Annotated in this window: 14 protein-coding genes; 5 read left to right on the forward strand and 9 right to left on the reverse strand. The window is 41.2% G+C overall.

Annotation, left to right across the window (positions count from 1 at the left end; all coding sequences use genetic code 11):
• Nucleotides 1-21: 21 nt before the first annotated feature.
• Nucleotides 22-648 carry a transcriptional repressor LexA gene (gene lexA / locus BLV90_RS11330; RefSeq protein ID WP_091740899.1) on the reverse strand — a complete coding sequence of 209 codons (627 nt, stop codon included), beginning with the start codon at nt 646-648 and terminating at the stop codon, nt 22-24.
• A gap of 201 nt (nt 649-849) precedes the next feature.
• Here lexA and BLV90_RS11335 point away from each other — a divergent pair, with 201 nt between their 5' ends.
• Nucleotides 850-1,131, forward strand: a complete 282-nt coding sequence (locus BLV90_RS11335) for a LysM peptidoglycan-binding domain-containing protein (RefSeq protein ID WP_091740902.1) — start codon at nt 850-852, stop codon at nt 1,129-1,131.
• A gap of 47 nt (nt 1,132-1,178) precedes the next feature.
• Here BLV90_RS11335 and BLV90_RS11340 read toward each other — a convergent pair whose 3' ends face one another.
• From BLV90_RS11340 to hemE, 4 genes are all read right to left on the reverse strand, one after another.
• Nucleotides 1,179-1,640 carry a hypothetical protein gene (locus BLV90_RS11340; RefSeq protein WP_091740905.1) on the reverse strand — a complete coding sequence of 154 codons (462 nt, stop codon included), beginning with the start codon at nt 1,638-1,640 and terminating at the stop codon, nt 1,179-1,181.
• Nucleotides 1,641-1,708: 68 nt separating this feature from the next.
• Nucleotides 1,709-3,106, reverse strand: a complete 1,398-nt coding sequence (hemY, locus tag BLV90_RS11345) for a protoporphyrinogen oxidase (RefSeq protein WP_091740908.1) — start codon at nt 3,104-3,106, stop codon at nt 1,709-1,711.
• Complete coding sequence (gene hemH, locus BLV90_RS11350) at nt 3,099-4,043, reverse strand: ferrochelatase (RefSeq protein ID WP_091740911.1); 945 nt, start codon at nt 4,041-4,043, stop codon at nt 3,099-3,101. Before hemH ends, hemY begins: the two co-directional genes overlap by 8 nt.
• 12 nt (nt 4,044-4,055) lie before the next feature.
• Nucleotides 4,056-5,099 carry a uroporphyrinogen decarboxylase gene (gene hemE / locus BLV90_RS11355; protein ID WP_091740914.1) on the reverse strand — a complete coding sequence of 348 codons (1,044 nt, stop codon included), beginning with the start codon at nt 5,097-5,099 and terminating at the stop codon, nt 4,056-4,058.
• Nucleotides 5,100-5,870: 771 nt separating this feature from the next.
• Between hemE and BLV90_RS16870 the strand changes: the two genes are divergently transcribed.
• Together BLV90_RS16870 and BLV90_RS11365 are read left to right on the forward strand one after the other, a co-directional pair.
• The gene (locus BLV90_RS16870) at nt 5,871-6,425 is read left to right on the forward strand and encodes a DUF1361 domain-containing protein (protein ID WP_425433886.1); all 555 of its coding nucleotides are present in this window, start codon (nt 5,871-5,873) and stop codon (nt 6,423-6,425) included.
• Between the two features lie 932 nt (nt 6,426-7,357).
• Complete coding sequence (locus BLV90_RS11365) at nt 7,358-8,353, forward strand: hypothetical protein (RefSeq protein WP_091740920.1); 996 nt, start codon at nt 7,358-7,360, stop codon at nt 8,351-8,353.
• A gap of 181 nt (nt 8,354-8,534) precedes the next feature.
• On the opposite strand, the gene BLV90_RS11370 is transcribed toward BLV90_RS11365, so the two are convergent.
• Nucleotides 8,535-8,804 (reverse strand): acylphosphatase, encoded by a 270-nt coding sequence (locus tag BLV90_RS11370; protein ID WP_091740923.1) that lies wholly within the window; start codon nt 8,802-8,804, stop codon nt 8,535-8,537.
• Nucleotides 8,805-8,817: 13 nt separating this feature from the next.
• On the reverse strand, nt 8,818-9,903 hold the full coding sequence (locus tag BLV90_RS11375) for a tyrosine-type recombinase/integrase (protein WP_091740926.1): 1,086 nt from the start codon (nt 9,901-9,903) through the stop codon (nt 8,818-8,820).
• A 772-nt stretch (nt 9,904-10,675) separates the two neighbouring features.
• Between BLV90_RS11375 and BLV90_RS11380 the strand changes: the two genes are divergently transcribed.
• The gene (locus tag BLV90_RS11380) at nt 10,676-12,772 is read left to right on the forward strand and encodes a glycosyltransferase (RefSeq protein ID WP_091740929.1); all 2,097 of its coding nucleotides are present in this window, start codon (nt 10,676-10,678) and stop codon (nt 12,770-12,772) included.
• Nucleotides 12,773-12,814: 42 nt separating this feature from the next.
• Here BLV90_RS11380 and BLV90_RS11385 read toward each other — a convergent pair whose 3' ends face one another.
• Nucleotides 12,815-14,044, reverse strand: a complete 1,230-nt coding sequence (locus BLV90_RS11385; protein ID WP_091740932.1) for a winged helix-turn-helix domain-containing protein — start codon at nt 14,042-14,044, stop codon at nt 12,815-12,817.
• 349 nt (nt 14,045-14,393) lie between these two features.
• On the opposite strand from BLV90_RS11385, the gene BLV90_RS11390 reads away from it, so the two are divergent.
• Nucleotides 14,394-15,398: an LNS2 domain-containing protein gene (locus BLV90_RS11390; protein WP_177168027.1), complete on the forward strand. Its 1,005-nt coding sequence runs from the start codon at nt 14,394-14,396 to the stop codon at nt 15,396-15,398.
• Between the two features lie 101 nt (nt 15,399-15,499).
• On the opposite strand, the gene BLV90_RS11395 is transcribed toward BLV90_RS11390, so the two are convergent.
• On the reverse strand, nt 15,500-15,913 hold the full coding sequence (locus BLV90_RS11395; RefSeq protein WP_091740939.1) for a DUF1259 domain-containing protein: 414 nt from the start codon (nt 15,911-15,913) through the stop codon (nt 15,500-15,502).
• Between the last annotated feature and the right edge of the window lie 258 nt (nt 15,914-16,171).

Below are 16,171 nucleotides of genomic sequence, written 5' to 3' on the forward strand. Positions count from 1 at the left end.
TAGCTGCTTTTTTTAGACGTTTTAATGGAGTTCCCGATAGAGTCCAATGACCTTCCCGAGAATTGTTACTTCTGAAAAGAGAAGCGGTTCCATGTGATCATTTTCTGGTTGTAGACGGACATGATCTTTCTCTTTAAAGAAACGTTTAACGGTGGCTTCATTTTCAGGTGTCATGGCAACGATGATATCACCATTATCGGCGACCTGTTGTTGACGAACAAGGACATAATCCCCATCGAGTACTCCGATGTTGATCATACTGTCACCACGAACAGAGAGGAGAAAAACTGAATCTTCACTTCCCACCATACGACGAGGAATAGGGAAGTAATCTTCGACGTTTTCGATAGCAGTAATCGGCTCTCCTGCTGTAACTTTACCGATATAAGGGACCATCATGGTGTTTCTTGCAATATCAGGGATGGAATCTAGCGTATCTTCAAGCACCTCAATCGCCCGTGGTTTCGTGGGATCACGCCGAATAAGCCCTTTTTTCTCCAATCGTGCCAGGTGACCGTGTACGGTAGAACTGGATGCAAGTCCTACGGCTTCCCCAATCTCCCGTACAGATGGGGGATATCCTTTGGCGCGTACTTCTTGTTTTATGTAGTTTAAAATGGCTTCTTGTCGTGGTGATAACTTGATCATGATTCTTCCTCCCCTTTCCAAATAGCATCTCTTTTTTCTTTCTCCTCTGAAATCCGTACGTAGTTTTCCTTAAGTATACACGAATCCATGTTGGAGTACAAACATAGGTTCGAATATTCGATTGACAGAACGTATGTTCTTGAATAAACTTAGAATACATCGCATAGCTTGTACCATTCAAGTGCGGGGGTGGAGTAGTCTATGAGACGATGGAGTTTATTCTGCGGACTTTTCCTGGTACCGATTATTGGTTTCTGGGCATTCATTGGAGATAGCCAGGCTTCTAAGAGCGATTCGTTTCAGACGGTGGAAGTAAAGGCAGGTGAGACGATCTGGTCACTTGCTCATCTTTACGGAGATCCAAAGGATGATATTCGCAAAACCGTGGATGTTATCCAAGAGGCCAATCAGCTGGATACGGCAATAATTCAACCCGGGCAAAAATTAAGGGTGCCGATCGCTTCGGAGAAGCATGATCAATAAATAGAAAAGAAGGCCGTTACGTAACGGCCTTCTTTTCTATTTATTCTTTAGCGATACTGGATATACGTGATCTCTTTCTTTAGTTCGCCTAGCCCCTCCATACTATGAAGCACAATCACAGGGATGATATCATCCTTAGTTGAATCAGATAGAGCAAGGTTAACTAATTTAATGTCATGATCAATAAAGGAAAATTCGATAGGATGATCGACGTTCCCTTTATTGATCTGTTGGTCCACCTTGTGCAGTTCACTTCTTAGGTAATTTAACCGATCTACTAGCTTACGTTTCATTTCTTTGTTCAATCGGTAGTTGGAATGTTGTTCAACAGTGAGTTTGTATGTATCGGAGATCTCATTTAAGAGCTGGCTTCCTTTTAATGCCTTGTACTCTTCGATATACGATTGTGTCTGAGATCGATCGTAGAAGTGATTGAGAACCAATGTGAGAGCTACGATACACAGATAAATGAGAAGGGTACGCAGTAAGTTCTTCATTTTATCATTCACAGGGTCTCCTCCTGCCAAATACCTAGTACCTCATATATATGGACAGGGAAGACGAGTTATGATGACCTCTACTGTAAAGATAAAAAATGAAGGGTATTTTGCACGGCTTGTTTTCCTTGATCGATACAGTCAGGGATACCTACTCCGCCATAAGAAGCACCTGCGAGGAAGAGGCCGGGTAAAGGGGCTATCTCTTCATGGACATGTTTTTCCCATTCTACATGACCAACGGTATATTGGGGCATTCCCAAAGGCCAACGAGTGACTAAGGTGAATTCAGGGGAGCCATCAATAGAGAGAATTCGTTTCAAATCTTTCTGTACCTGGGCCACGATCACCTCGTCAGGTTCTTCAACGATGGCTTCATCACCTGATCTCCCCACATAACAGCGAATCAGGCCTTTTCCTTTAGGTACTGTGTGAGGCCATTTTCGATGTGTCCAGGTACATGCAGTAATCGTGGTATCTTCCCCTCTTGGGACGACAAATCCTGTGCCATCTACCTTTAGTGGAACTTGTTGCTCATCGTAAGCGAGTAAAACGGTGGCTACTGAAGTTGCCGGAAGATCATTAGGGGGAAGTGACCAGGTGATCTGAGGAAGCAATTGAGAGGCTTGCTTAAAGGGAGTAGCCAGTATAACAGCATCCACATTGAATGATTCTCTGCCATCGATGTGTAATCGGTAGCCTGCCTCCGTCACTTCCACCTGGCGAACCGGGGAATTTTTAAGCACCGAGCTGACCGGGAGTTTCGCTTCAATTTCTTCTGCAAAACTTAGTAGCCCATTTTTAAGTGTGAGAAACTGGCCTTTGGTGCGCCCCGTGGTAGACTGTGGTCGACTTTTACGCATCCCCAGGATTAAACTGCGATGTTTCTTTTCCATCTCAGCAAATTGGGGAAAGGTAGCTTCTAAACTAAGATGATCTAGGCTCCCTGCATAGATCCCTGATAAAAGTGGTTCAATCAAACGATCAACAACTTCATCGCCTAAGCGCCGCCGGAAAAAGGCTCCCACAGAGATGTCTCCATTGCGCACTCCCCGTGACAGGACGAGATCACCCGCCGCACGCATTTTGCCTGCAGATGAAAAAAGCCCTGTCTTAACGAAGGGAGTTAGACGAGTGGGAATTCCCATCACCGATCCTTCAGGGATTGGATGTAGTTTAAAGTCATGTAGAATATAAGCCTGTCCGGTGTTATTCCGAATAAGATCTTGTTCCAATCCTAAATCGATAGCAAGTTGCTTCGCACTGGTTTTCCGTTCTAAAAAAGAATCGGGGCCCGTTTCCATGACCATGCCCTGGGTACGAAGGGTCTCAATTTTTCCTCCTATATGGGAGCTTGCTTCAATCAGGCGGATGGTTAGTGGGAGGCTACGCTCAGTTGCCTCTTTTTGCAGATAAAAGGCGGCCGTTAACCCTGCAATCCCACCACCGATGATAGCGATTTGATGCTGTTTATCCATGCTTTTCCTCATCCCATTTTTTCGCGATGACATCAGCGAGACAATCGATAAATTCAGGCTGCGTATTGGGCATAGCAGGGCGATAGTAACGGGCCCCAAGTTCGTCACAGACTACTTTACATTCATAGTCGTTGTCATAGAGAACTTCAAGATGCTCTGCTACGAAGCCGAGGGGACAGTAGATAAAGCCCGTATAACCTTTGTCATGGTAAAGATCCCGAGTCAAATCCTGCACATCGGGTTCTAGCCAAGGTTCAGGAGTTTGTCCTGCGCTTTGCCAACCAATCGCATAATGCTGGATTCCAGCTTTCCTGGCTACCAAGTCTGCCGTCTCTTGTAGCTGTTGGGGATAGGGGTCACCCTGTTGTAGGATCCTCACTGGCAAACTATGAGCAGAAAAGATGACAACGGTTTCTTCTTGTTCTTGCTTGGGTATCCCACTCAAGGTGTTCTTTATTTGTTTGGCCCAGAACTGTATAAAGTTAGGTTCCTTATACCAACTATCCACGGCGTGGATGTGTGGGCCACCCAACTTATGTGTTTCTTCAATCGCACGGCCGTTATATGACTTGACGCTGAAGGTGGAGTAGTGTGGAGCGAGGACAATACTTACAGCGTCCGTTAGTTGATCGGCCTTCATCTCGTGTACAGCATCCTCAATAAAAGGCTCAATATGTTTCAAACCAAGATAGAGTTGAAATTCTATATCGTTATACCGACTATTCAATTCCTCACATAGGCGAGCTCCCTGATCCTTAGTGATCTTTGCAAGGGGGGAAGTGCCGCCAATGGCGTTATAGCGATCTTTTAGATCCTGAAGCTGTTCCTCAGAAGGCCTCCGGCCATGACGGATATGTGTATAGTAGGGTTCAATATCCTCTGGCTTACGAGGAGTTCCATAGGCCATTACTAAAAGGCCCACTTTTTTCTTGCGCATTGCCATGACACCTCAATTCTGTTGCGAATACTCGTGAATAAATGCAGTGAGACGTTGGAGAGTCTCTACTTTAATCTCCGGATAAGTTCCATGACCGAGGTTGAAAATGTGGCCAGGCTCTTTAACTCCTTGATCGATGATTTCCCGCGCTTGGGCCTCAATCATCTCCCATGGGCCAAGAAGGAGTGATGGGTCTAGATTGCCCTGTAAACTCTTGCGAATTCCAAGTTCTTCTCGTGCCGTATCAATAGTGGTCCGCCAATCGAGGCCAAGGACATCGGCTTGTAGACAATTCCACTCTGGCAAGAGGTGACCTGCACCTACTCCAAAGTAGATCGTTGGCACATCCGATGCTTCCTTCAATTCCCCGAAAATACGATGCATGATCGGAGCTACATAATGACGATAATCGGGCTGGTTAAGGGCACCGACCCAGGAATCAAAAACTTGGACCGCTTTTGCACCCGCTGTGATCTGGGCCTTTAGGTATGTAACAGTAAGGCTAGCCAGTTTTTCCATAAGAACGCTCCATGCTTCGGGTTGGGAATACATGAACGCTTTTGTTAGGTGATAGTTCTTTGAAGGGCCACCTTCAATCATATAACTGGCCAGAGTGAAGGGAGCACCTGAGAAGCCGATCAAGGGCACCGAAAGTTGTTCGTTTAGCATTTTGACCGATTCTAAGATATAAGGCACATCGTTTTCCGGTTCTAAGTCCCTTAGCTTAGTCACATCGTCAACATGACGAATAGGGTTGGCAATAACGGGACCTACACCTGACTTAATATCCACTTCCACCCCGATTGGCTTCAAGGGCGTCATGATATCTGCAAAGAGAATAGCTGTATCTACCCCTAATTGTTCAACGGGTAGGCGGGTTACTTCAGCACAAACTTCAGGGATCTCATTCATCTCAAAGAAGGTGTATTTCTCCCGTATTTTTCGATATTCAGGTTGATATCGCCCAGCTTGTCTCATATACCAGACTGGAGTATGATCCACAGATTCTTGGCGACAAGCGCGCAGGAAGTTATCATTGAAGGTTTTATCGGCCATGATGACACACCTTTCACTATTTAGAACGAGTATAAATAATGGACACCTTCTATTATTACCATAATCAGCCCCATCAAGGAAAGGATCGGTGAAAGTGTCATCAAATTTTCTCCAGAATACGATGGATTAATATGTATGATTGTAAACGAGAGTAGTAAGAGCACGATAGACTATCTGATCTATCCATTCTTTTAGTAGACAATTTTGCAACATATGGAGGACCATGATTCCCTGTTCGTTCGGTTGGCTTTCACAGATACAACATTAAGGCCCAGTGACAGGCTAGATGGACTTACCATTTGTAAGCATTAGCGGACATTTTAATTCAAATGAGAAAATAAGCGTCTATTATTTTTTTATAGGCGCTTGTTTTCTCATTTGACTCGAGTTACCTTTGGATTAGAGGGAGTGTTCTAGCGACAGGCAATCAGGAGGACGTAATTGATAGAATCCTTGAGAACACCCTAATCAACCCTAGAGTTCATTTTAAAATCGCTAAGAGAGGCGTACAGGTTTAGTGACGGAACGATTATGCTGTTAGGTTTATTGGTGCAGGTGGCTCCTATATCCACCACCTATTAATAGGTCTAACATTTGGTTTCTGAGGGAAAAATGGCTGAGATACAACCACCTATAGGGAAGGGATGTTTTTTCATGGAAAAAAGATTTCTACTATCTACTGCTTTTCTATCAATTATGGCAGTTTCTTTGACATTCATTCATAGTTTTGTCTATAATTCAAATAAAAATGTTTTTTTAGTGAAAAATTTGATGTTATCGTGGATCCCATTTATTTTTACTATCATAATCAGTAGAGAGTGGTTTAGAAATTATTCAAAAATTCTACTTGCAATATTGATTATCAGTTGGATTATTTTCCTCCCAAATACATTTTATATGTTAACTGATTGGATTAACCTTGATAGGGATGTTTTTGTTTATAATAGAATATATTCCTTAGAGCCATGGTTAATACTTTCTTCTTATATAATTAGTATATGGACATCTATTCTTTTGGGTATTTTCTCCTTGGGGATTGCCCAAAAGTTACTTACAAACTTCAAAGGAGTTTTAGTGGGAAGGATAATTATTACGTTCATAATTATATTGTGTTCATATGCGATCTATCTAGGTAGATTTCTCCGATTAAACAGTTGGGAGGTTGTTACAAACCCAGTGTATTTGTTCGACAAATTAATAAATAGTTTAAACTTAAATACAGCACTATTTACATTAATATATTCTATTATAATCATTTCATTATATATTAGTTTTTCACCATTTCTTATTCAGCAATTTGACTTGACGGAAGAAAAGAATTATTAGTGAGGCATGTTAGATATAGACTGTTTGCCATCCACACCTTTATTTAGCTATGCTTCTTGAGGCCAAGATTTCTTTCACTTGTTCACTCGGACATATTGGGGCGGATATCGGTGAAAAAACCAGTGATATCAAGGGAACGAGTAATGTCCGCTAAGGCTTACAGGGTTTTTCTGTTCCATTGCTACATATAGGCCTTTTTCTTCTCGCCCATTCGCTCCCTCATGATACTAAAGCACCCTAACGGTAATGGTCAAATAAATTAGCTGATAAATCCATCTGTTGCGCAATAAAATCTAGCACCTTTTTAGGTGCATCCTGTTTACTAGAGGGAAAACGAGCCGTGTATTGGAATATTTCAGAATCGGCTAGACCCCGATTTATTCGCAATCAATTGTCTTTCAGAAACCCCCATTGTAAAGTGCTCTATTAGCTCGTCTTGATTCCAATTTAGTTTCATTGGGCACCCCTGTCTTATAATGACTTTCCTATTTTCATCATAAAACATTGATTTTCGACACGAAACAAAAAAGCCTTACTTATCAGTCTTTTTTAGCAAAAATACATTATGTATTTTACTTCGCGGTCTATGACAGCAGCCCTGTCACTACGGCCATTAAGGTTCCATGAAAGGACACACAGATATTTATTTATTAAATAAATAGTATTATTATGAAATTATTCTATCGGAAACATCGTCCATTTATCGAATGAACAGTATAGACTCGCTTAGAAAAAAGCAAATACACGGCGGGTTTTGATGCTCTGTTATCATACAGAATGATTATATAAAATCTGATACCGTACAGTTAAAATAGTATATTTTAACTAATATACTATTTATTTTTTGTTGCTCGAAATTAATTTATTGTATATAGTATTCGTAATCTCAAAGAGAGATTGGGAGAGAACCATTCAAAAGGAGGAAGAAATTCATGAAAAATGCATGGACAAGGTTGGCTGTTTTCGTGTTTGCTTTTGCTCTAATTACGGGTGGTGGACTCACTGGATACTCCAAGGCCTATGCAGCAGATGCCCCCACGTATGATCCAGTTGTTGAAAATAACAAAGATCTTTATACATCGAATGACATGTTAAAATTTGCATCAACCAGCACAACCGGATATAAAATTGCTTCACAAGATGAAAAATTAAAATCGATTGATTATTTTATAAATAACAATAGTGAAAGCCCACAAGGATCAACAAGAAAATCGCAAGGTAAAATGTATACTCAAACGGATACCATGACACTAAATGCAAGCACAGAATTTAGTGTAGGAACAGAAACTTCTGCATCTGCTGAATTGCCAGGAATTGCAAATGTCACAGAAAAATTCACAACAAACTTTAAAGTAACCGCAGGGATATCTGATACCAAATCTGAATCAAGACAACTAGCTTATGGTGGCGATGAGGTAGTAGCCGGCCCCTATGAAAAAGTTCGTGTCGATTACTATCTAAAAGAACTCAAAACTAATGGTATCATGAATACGGGCACTAGAATCACTGAAACTGGTGATAATCTTTTAATCCGGTCTTACTATAGTAACCCTGATGACAGTGGCGGTGGCCCCGGCTATATCAAAGAGGAATATCATCCAGGTAAAAGAACCGGTGAAGATGTATATAATGCCTTTAAAAAAATGGAAGAAATGAACAAAGAAAATCCGGTCGCAACAGCAAATAAAAAGGATAGTAAGAGATGGAAGGTTATACCAAAAGGACAATTATCTAACTACTTCTTTATCGACGATGAAGCTAAAACCGTATCAACTGTAGCAGCACAAGCAGGATTTGATGGCGTGGGAGGAACAGGATTAGAATCGAAAACTACAATCATCGATGGTAAAACAGATAAAGTAAAAAGTATTGAAAAGAAAACCATGGATGAAAAAGGTAAGGTGCTTAATAAAAAGCAGGTAAAGTAATATTATTTTGTCGTAAACCCCCCTTTCAATATCCATTGAAAGGGGGGTTTACTTAATTTAGAAAAACTATCGAAGATCCTTAACCCATGAAAAAGTCAATTCAATAATCCTTTTCATGGGATACGGCAGTTATACAAACCAGTGCCAAACTAGGGCTTCACTACTGTGTAGTAAATCCCTGTTAGCGAACTTCAAAAGTATAAAACTCATCCGTTATTGATTTGATCTGCTCATCCAGTTGAACCACTTTTGAGCGAATATTTCCCTGGTGGATCTTTTTCACAAATCGTTTCATCGCTTGGGTCTCCCCTTGGGCGTCGATTTCTACGGTGCCATCGGCACGATTCCTGACCCAACCGTAGATTTTTAAACGAAGTGCTGTTCGTTGAGTAAACCAGCGGAACCCAACTCCTTGCACATGGCCATGGACAATGAGATGTCTTCTTTGCATGATAGGGCCTCCTTTACGTTCCATCACCTAAACGATCCAAAGCGCTGTCCTTTTCTGCATTAATTACATGGGTATAGATTTGCGTAGTTTGAATACTTGAATGACCCAATATCTCCTGCACTACCCGAAGATTCTCTCCGTTCGATAAAAGAAGGGTAGCCAGTGTATGGCGCAACTTATGGGGGGAGATATTGGCTGCCTTGGGCGGAAGGTTTGCTTCCTTTACATATTTATGGATGACTTCACCGATTGCTTTGCGACTGATACGGGAGCGATTTTTATTGAGTAGAAGTGCATCTTGGTGTCCAGGAAGGACCTCTTGCCGGGGGCGATGACTTAAATATTGATGTAAACCTTCAGCGGCAGGGCGATTAAGTTTTAACATCCGCTCTTTGCCGCCCTTCCCAAAAATAACGACACGAAGTGTATCCCCATCACGTTGTAGACTGTTTAAATTTAGACTTACTAGTTCCGAGACTCGCATGCCTGTATTGAGCAATAGGAGAATTAAGGCGCGGTCTCGGTACTCATACCAGTGTTGTTGTCGCCGTTTTTGCTTCTCATGATACTGACTAACGGCTTGAATAAGGCGAAGAGCCTCATCCCGTGTGAGAAATACAGGCACTTTCTTTTGGTTACGTGACTTTAGACCCGCATCTTCATATTCCTCCATCGGGTCTCTTTCTAATACGCGGGTTTTGACAAGATAACGAAAGAGGGAGCGTAAAGAGGCACGTTTTCGCTGTTTACCAGCACGAGAATTTTCACGAAAATGGGTTCGTTCGACCCATTTTTCTTCCATAATACCCGAGATAGGGTTCTTTTTAACTAACTTCACACGTGTGGTTCGTTCATAACCATTTTCGATATGACGAAAAAACCGTTTCAGCATGTGAGCATCTACGGTTGCTAATACCCCCCCTGAGGTCTCCAGCCAATCGAAGAAGAGGGCGAAGTCATAGGCGTAGTTGGCTATTGTTTGTTTGGAGCGGTCGGCGCTGATCATCTCCAGGAAGAATTCACGTACATCTTCGGGGAAGCGGATGATGATTCGATTAATATTTTCGGGCAGACGCCGGGAAAAAGGGGTGTCGGCCATGGGATATCTCCTTAAATGAAAGGTATAATTACTCTCTTTTCTATCATATACCCTACCTTGCTTTTTTTGAACGAATGGCTCAAGTATTATTCACAAAAAATTGCTCAGGGAAAATCACACTTCCACATGATTAATTATACGATAAATAGTGTAATTATGAGATTGTCTATTAGATAATGTTCATCTATTAATTCCTTGAACTATGAAGACTCGATGAGCAATCATATAACGGGTTAAGACGCTCTATTATCATTCAGTTAAATTCGTATAAATTATTCCATCTGTACCAACTATTCTTCATTGAATGGTGGTATTTCATTGTATATATTATTCATTAAAAGCGCATTAAAGCTATTTAACATATTATAATCCGGACGATTTGAGAATGGTTTTGGCCCTAATCGACAGTACTGATAAAATCAGATAATTTTCAATTAATTCCCTTCGGTATTTTGGACATAAACGTATCGGACGCTGTGAATAATAGAGTAGAAGTACCATAAATTGCTTAAAAACATATAAAATAGCACGAAAGTGGTCATGGATATCTAGCGAATAAACCAACAGGCGTGTTTATTAAAGGGTCTTAGAAGATGAATAGGAACCAATGAAGATCTTCATACAACCAGTGGAGGTAATTATATAGAAGGTGAGTGATGTAACGTACCACACAAAACTGAAGCGCCGAAGTCAAAATCGATATTTCCGCATCCATCATCAATATATCGAACCTAAATTAAGTTTGTTATAACTAAGATGGGAGGTTTCCACTTTGTTAGTAAGAGAGAAGAAAGGTAGAACTGATAGTATTTATCTATTATTAGACACGGTGAACCCTAAGCGAGGAGGTCTAACACGGAATTTATTGCGTCGTGCAAAACTTCTATCTGAAAGTTCCCAGCATGACATTCACATCTTAACCTTTGATTTCAACCCAAATTACAAGCAAATTCGCGCATGTTTGGAAGAAAAATCTTTAATTAATGAATGTGTTTATATTCATAATTTATATGAACATTTAGCAATCCAAAGTGGATTTTCCCAACCTTTGCTCCCTTTTCAAGAGCCCCCGATTGAAGAGGAAGGGTTGCAGGTCGATCCAGTTATGCAAAAAAACGCTTATCGACTTTATCGTAATGGTCTCTATATTAAATATAAAAATTACGATGAAAAGAATCGTTTACTTTGGATCGATTATTTTAATGAAAATCGTTACCGTACCAAACGTGAGACTTATGATTATGATGGTCGATTACGCCGAACCACTTATATGGATTATCATAAAAATAAACCAAAACAAATTCGATATTTTGACGAGGGAGGGTGTTGTTATTTAACGAAATGGTTTAATCCTGAAAATGGCCAATGTACACGGGTTAATTTTTTTTACGATGATAATAGGATCGATACTTTTAAAGATGAGCGTGATCTCAAGATTAGCTGGTTAGATCGTCTGGCAGATGCCTTCCCAGATGCTATTTTTCAAACTGAGAATACACGATTGGATAAAACAGATGAGCTGATCCTTGGGATGAAAAATAATCAAGTTGCCAAGGTGAAAGTGGTTCATAGCAATCACCTAAAGAATCCTTCTGATGTTCAAGGACCATTATTAGAAGCCCATGAAAATGCAATAAATAATGCTTCTTCTTTTGATGCGATGGTATTTATCACTCAGAAACAAAAGGAAGATGTCAGGAAGCGTTTTGGCCCACGCACGTACTATCATGCAATTCCACATAGTGCTCCTATACCAAGTAATAGTAGCACAATAAAAAGGGATCCTTGGAGGGTCGTTTGTATTGCTCGATTTTCCCGTTCAAAAAAATTAGATCATGCAATAAAAGCTTTTCGTAAAGTAGTAACTAAGTTTCCTCAAGCTCGGTTGGAGTTGTGGGGGTTTGGTCCTGAGGAAGAAAACTTACGGAAAATCATTAAAAGATTAAGGCTAGAAGAGCATGTTTTTATCAAGGGTTTTACCCATGCAGCGCTAGATGTATTTCGAGGGGCTGCTTTCTCGGTAGTTTGTTCAAATAGAGAAGGGTTTGGCCTCGTCATTGCAGAGAGTATGTCGGTTGGTACACCAGTTATCAGCTATGATATCAATTATGGACCCAGGGAGATGATTTCCCATGAAGAAAACGGTCTACTTATTCCATTGGGTAAAATTGATAAATTGGCGGCTGCGATGATCGATCTTTTTTCCCATCAAGAAAAACGGGAACGTTTTGGGAAAGAAGCTCGCAAAATAGTAGATACAATGAGTGAAAGAACCTATGTAACACGTTGGTTACAGTTGTATGATCACATCAAGAATAAGAAAAAACATCAAATAAAGGTGGGTCCAAAGGATTGTTCCCTTACTGGAGTAAAGTTGACCAATAAAAAAACGCTTCAAGTATCGGGTGAGATTTACCTGGGGGATAAAGGGAGGATAAATGAAGATCTGTCCGTATCACTTTATCTGCACCATCCGAGTCAGCAGCTGACTCAACAAGTCCCCATACAAATGACATGGAATGAAGAAGGAAAAGAACGTTTTACGACTGAGGTACAGCTCTCCGATCTATTAAATGGACAGAAGACAGGTCAAGATTCATGGATTTTCTTCCTTCGTTTTTCTGATAATGATTTCCCTGTCTACACACCACTTCGAGCCAAAAGCAATTCCATTCAGTATAAGCGGTTTTTTCTCGCTCAGGGATCACGCATATTGATTCGTTGTGATAGACAGGGAAATGTGATCCTCTCCATAGAAAGATTCCGTCGCATAGTTAGAGGGTTGAAAGAAAAATTCAAAAAAAGGATTCGTCATCATGAAGCTACGTTAAAAACACGGATTCAAAAGTGGTTGCAAGTACCAAGCTAAAGGGTGTCTAAAGAAAGGCAAGTGATATCACGATATCTAGTTTCATATGGGGGAGGAACATCCTTCTGTCTTTTCGATGAGTACTTTGGATACCTCATGGAATTGAGCAAAAACGTCTAGAGCTTGCCCTAGACGTTTTTTTAAGGATGGAGTCATGGTAACTGTGGGTTCCAGTTGTAATAGGCGTACGTTAAGCTGTTTCCCTAATCGGTCCAAACTGGGGTCCATACGACCGATAAAGCGAGTGCCTTCTAGAATGGGCATAGCAAAGGAACCATACTTTCTTTTTACACGAGGGGTATAGATTTCCCAACGATAGTGGAAGTCAAATAAATCTGCGATCCGTTCCCGTCGCCAGAGTACATTATCCAATGGAGGAAGAAATCGGATCGACTCTTCTTCTGACTGGTCTTCTCTCATTTTCTCATAGTTTTCTAGCTGATCTAGGTCTTCTGCAAGGATAAAGTAGGGGCGTCGAACTTCTTCCACTGCCAAGGGAATGACCGACCCTTCTTTCACCTTTTTCTGGATGGCCTCTTTTCTCTTCAATGCACTCATTTTCAGCCAGCCAAAGCGTGCATCGGTAGGGTCAAAAATACGATAGGCACGAAGATATTTATCGATCAACCCTTGTTCTGCATCACCCACCTCCATTTCCACTGATTTTCTCAGGAGATTTGGAGGGATTGTCCGTTCGGAAAGATCGAAAAAGCGTTCATTCCCTTCTCGTCGCACAACCCGGAGAATTCCCGAATCTGTAAGGAGATTTAATACATGGGAAGTGGCCTTGGTTTTTGCATCTTTGTTGTCCCAATATCCATGAACCCGAACCGTTGATTGAAAGGCTCGGGAGGGAAGAGGCCCTTCTTTTTCAACCAGGGCCAGGACTTCTTGTGCTACTGAAGCATAGGAGTCCAGATGAGGTTGCAGATGCTCTTTCCTACGTTTGCGAATTGGCTCAAGGAGTGGGTAATCTTCCATCGGGATCACACAGGCTGCATTTGCCCAGTATTCAAATACCTGGCCATTTGCGAGTAAATCATTTAAAAGGAGGGGTCGATATCCGGGAAGGCGAGCTGCCATAACTAAGTGCTGATTCTTTTCAACAACCGAAACAGCATCTACTTGCACACATTCCAGTTTGTTAATCATAGCGAGGACATCATCTGGACCTCGTTTTTCAGAGCTCTGAATGGTGGGTAGCTGTTGAAAGTCCAATAGAAATCGACGTAGGGTAGCACGACTTACAGAAAAGGGAGAGAGTTGAGTCATGAGCACCACCTATCCATGAAATGAATGAATCATTAGTTGTTTATTGTCAACGTACCATATATCCACTACCGAAACAAGTGTTCGCAATACGGTTATTGTCAGTGATTATCGGGATAGGGGAGAGCAGTCTTTGTCACATCGCTGCTCATAACTCAACGATTTCAATAGGCTAAGGAAGTATGGTTACATTGCATCATTTTTGGTCTCTATCCATAACACAGTAAGCTTATGGATTTGGTGAGAATTCATGAAATTTCAATCGACTCCTTACATTGATTTAAAGATAATTTAAAAGAGCAGTAATATACTTAATATTGAGATGTTTCAAAAATTAAGGGGAGGGGTAGGTTTGCAGAGAAAATGGTTTCAGTCAGTTATGCTATTGGTCGTAACTTCGTTTTTATGGGGGTTGGGAGCTGCTCATGTAACTTATGCGGCACCATCCACCAGCTCATCCTCAGCTCCAGAATTTGATTTTAAAGAATCCGAATTTGAAGCACCCCCAAAGACTGGTTTTATCCATGGATATAATCAATTGTTAAGTACTCATACACCCCATCATAACGGATATGATCTCGTCGTAAATAAGGATGATGTCCAAGTAATCAAGGGGAAGTTTCAATACGGGGACTTTCGTAAGGACCTGGAGGACGAATGGGTGTCGATCTACACCTACTCCCTATCAGGAAAGGATTCTAGCTGGCTTAAAATAGGGAGAGCTAAAACCGATTTGGATGGTCGGATTAACTTTGAGATTCCTAAAGAAAGTAAGCTCTCTAGCGGAGTGCACCTAGTCAAGTTGTTGGTTGAAGGGGATGGGACGAGTGCTTATATGTATGTCCATAACCTTGCTGAGAAGACAAAGACAGTCGTATTCGATATCGATGGGACATTAACGACAGATGATTTTGAAAATATAAAAGAGTACCTCAATGAATTTTGGAATGGAGAATACAAAGCGAAGATGTATGAGGATGCTAACAGAGCAGTCCGATATTATGCAGATCGGGGCTATACTATCGTCTATTTGACCGCCCGTCCCTATTGGCTAACTGAAAAAAGTCAAGCCTGGCTAAAAGAACTAGGATTCCCAAGGGGAATTATCCATACCTATGATGGGAGAGATCTTTTGTTTGGAGATAAGACGGCGGTTTACAAAAAGGAGTACCTGCAGGAAATCGGATCCAAAGGGATGTCCATTGACTATGCCTATGGAAATGCAACCACTGATATCGATGCCTATATGGGCTATGGACTACCTGGTAATCGCACGTTTATTATTGGTGAGAATGCTGGGAAAAATGGTACTACACCAATTTCGAGCTATCCAGAACACTTGAAGGGCTTACCTTAGTAAAAGGAATATTTCGGCCACACAAAACGGGTTTCCTGTACGCTAAGAAACCCGTTTTGTGTGGCCGAAAATGGTCGAGGTGACGGTTCACTCCAGTGGCGTTAATCTAAGAAAGCAATTGACCGTTTGGTTTTCCTCGCAAAGGAGATGGGGCTATCTATAGACTCCCAGTGAATGTACATTAAACGGGGATTTTCACCTAGCCAGTGATTATGAAGCGCTGTTGCTTTAATCCCATTGTTTTGGAGATTTCTAATTAATCGGTTCGCTTGATTTTGGAAAACTGCAGTCTCACCTAAGCAGAGCGCGCGTCCTTGCTGATCAAGAGCTTCAAATGAAAAGAGTTGATAGTTAACCAAAGGGGAATTCGTGCGTCTTCTTAAGATTTTTTCATCAAATTCCCGAGGACGACTTACAAAACAAACTGGACCAGGTTTAATTTCTCCTTCTTCTCCACCTAAAATCCTTGTAAATTGGGTGCAAAGCCTTTTAAATTGGCGGCTTACCTTAGTCATACAATCTTCCTTCCCATTTTTCATAGTAAATATAGATTTTAATGATGGTATTCTATGCTCAATAAGAGAAGAAGATTGTGTGTATGCTTAGTTAACAGGCAAACATATAGCCCGTTTTTTTTGATAATGATGAGATGCAGATACAGTGAAAAAGATGATTAACTCTATGCCAAAAAACGCCATTGAAACCCCTCAATGTGGCCAACACTTGAACGTGGAGTCATATAAGATAGAGTAGAAGAGGAGGAGAGGGTTACA

Source organism: Marininema mesophilum, assembly GCF_900106775.1.
In the GTDB taxonomy this organism is placed as follows: domain Bacteria; phylum Bacillota; class Bacilli; order Thermoactinomycetales; family DSM-45169; genus Marininema; species Marininema mesophilum.

What these genes read in the sequence shown, in the direction of transcription:
- BLV90_RS11335 (WP_091740902.1), top strand. Translation starts at nt 850, where the DNA reads ATGAGACGATGGAGTTTATTCTGCGGACTTTTCCTGGTACCGATTATT.
- BLV90_RS16870 (WP_425433886.1), top strand. Translation starts at nt 5,871, where the DNA reads ATGTTATCGTGGATCCCATTTATTTTTACTATCATAATCAGTAGAGAG.
- hemY (WP_091740908.1), bottom strand. Translation starts at nt 3,106, where the DNA reads ATGGATAAACAGCATCAAATCGCTATCATCGGTGGTGGGATTGCAGGG.
- BLV90_RS11370 (WP_091740923.1), bottom strand. Translation starts at nt 8,804, where the DNA reads ATGCAAAGAAGACATCTCATTGTCCATGGCCATGTGCAAGGAGTTGGG.
- BLV90_RS11375 (WP_091740926.1), bottom strand. Translation starts at nt 9,903, where the DNA reads ATGGCCGACACCCCTTTTTCCCGGCGTCTGCCCGAAAATATTAATCGA.
- BLV90_RS11365 (WP_091740920.1), top strand. Translation starts at nt 7,358, where the DNA reads ATGAAAAATGCATGGACAAGGTTGGCTGTTTTCGTGTTTGCTTTTGCT.
- BLV90_RS11385 (WP_091740932.1), bottom strand. Translation starts at nt 14,044, where the DNA reads ATGACTCAACTCTCTCCCTTTTCTGTAAGTCGTGCTACCCTACGTCGA.
- hemE (WP_091740914.1), bottom strand. Translation starts at nt 5,099, where the DNA reads ATGGCCGATAAAACCTTCAATGATAACTTCCTGCGCGCTTGTCGCCAA.
- BLV90_RS11395 (WP_091740939.1), bottom strand. Translation starts at nt 15,913, where the DNA reads ATGACTAAGGTAAGCCGCCAATTTAAAAGGCTTTGCACCCAATTTACA.
- hemH (WP_091740911.1), bottom strand. Translation starts at nt 4,043, where the DNA reads ATGCGCAAGAAAAAAGTGGGCCTTTTAGTAATGGCCTATGGAACTCCT.
- lexA (WP_091740899.1), bottom strand. Translation starts at nt 648, where the DNA reads ATGATCAAGTTATCACCACGACAAGAAGCCATTTTAAACTACATAAAA.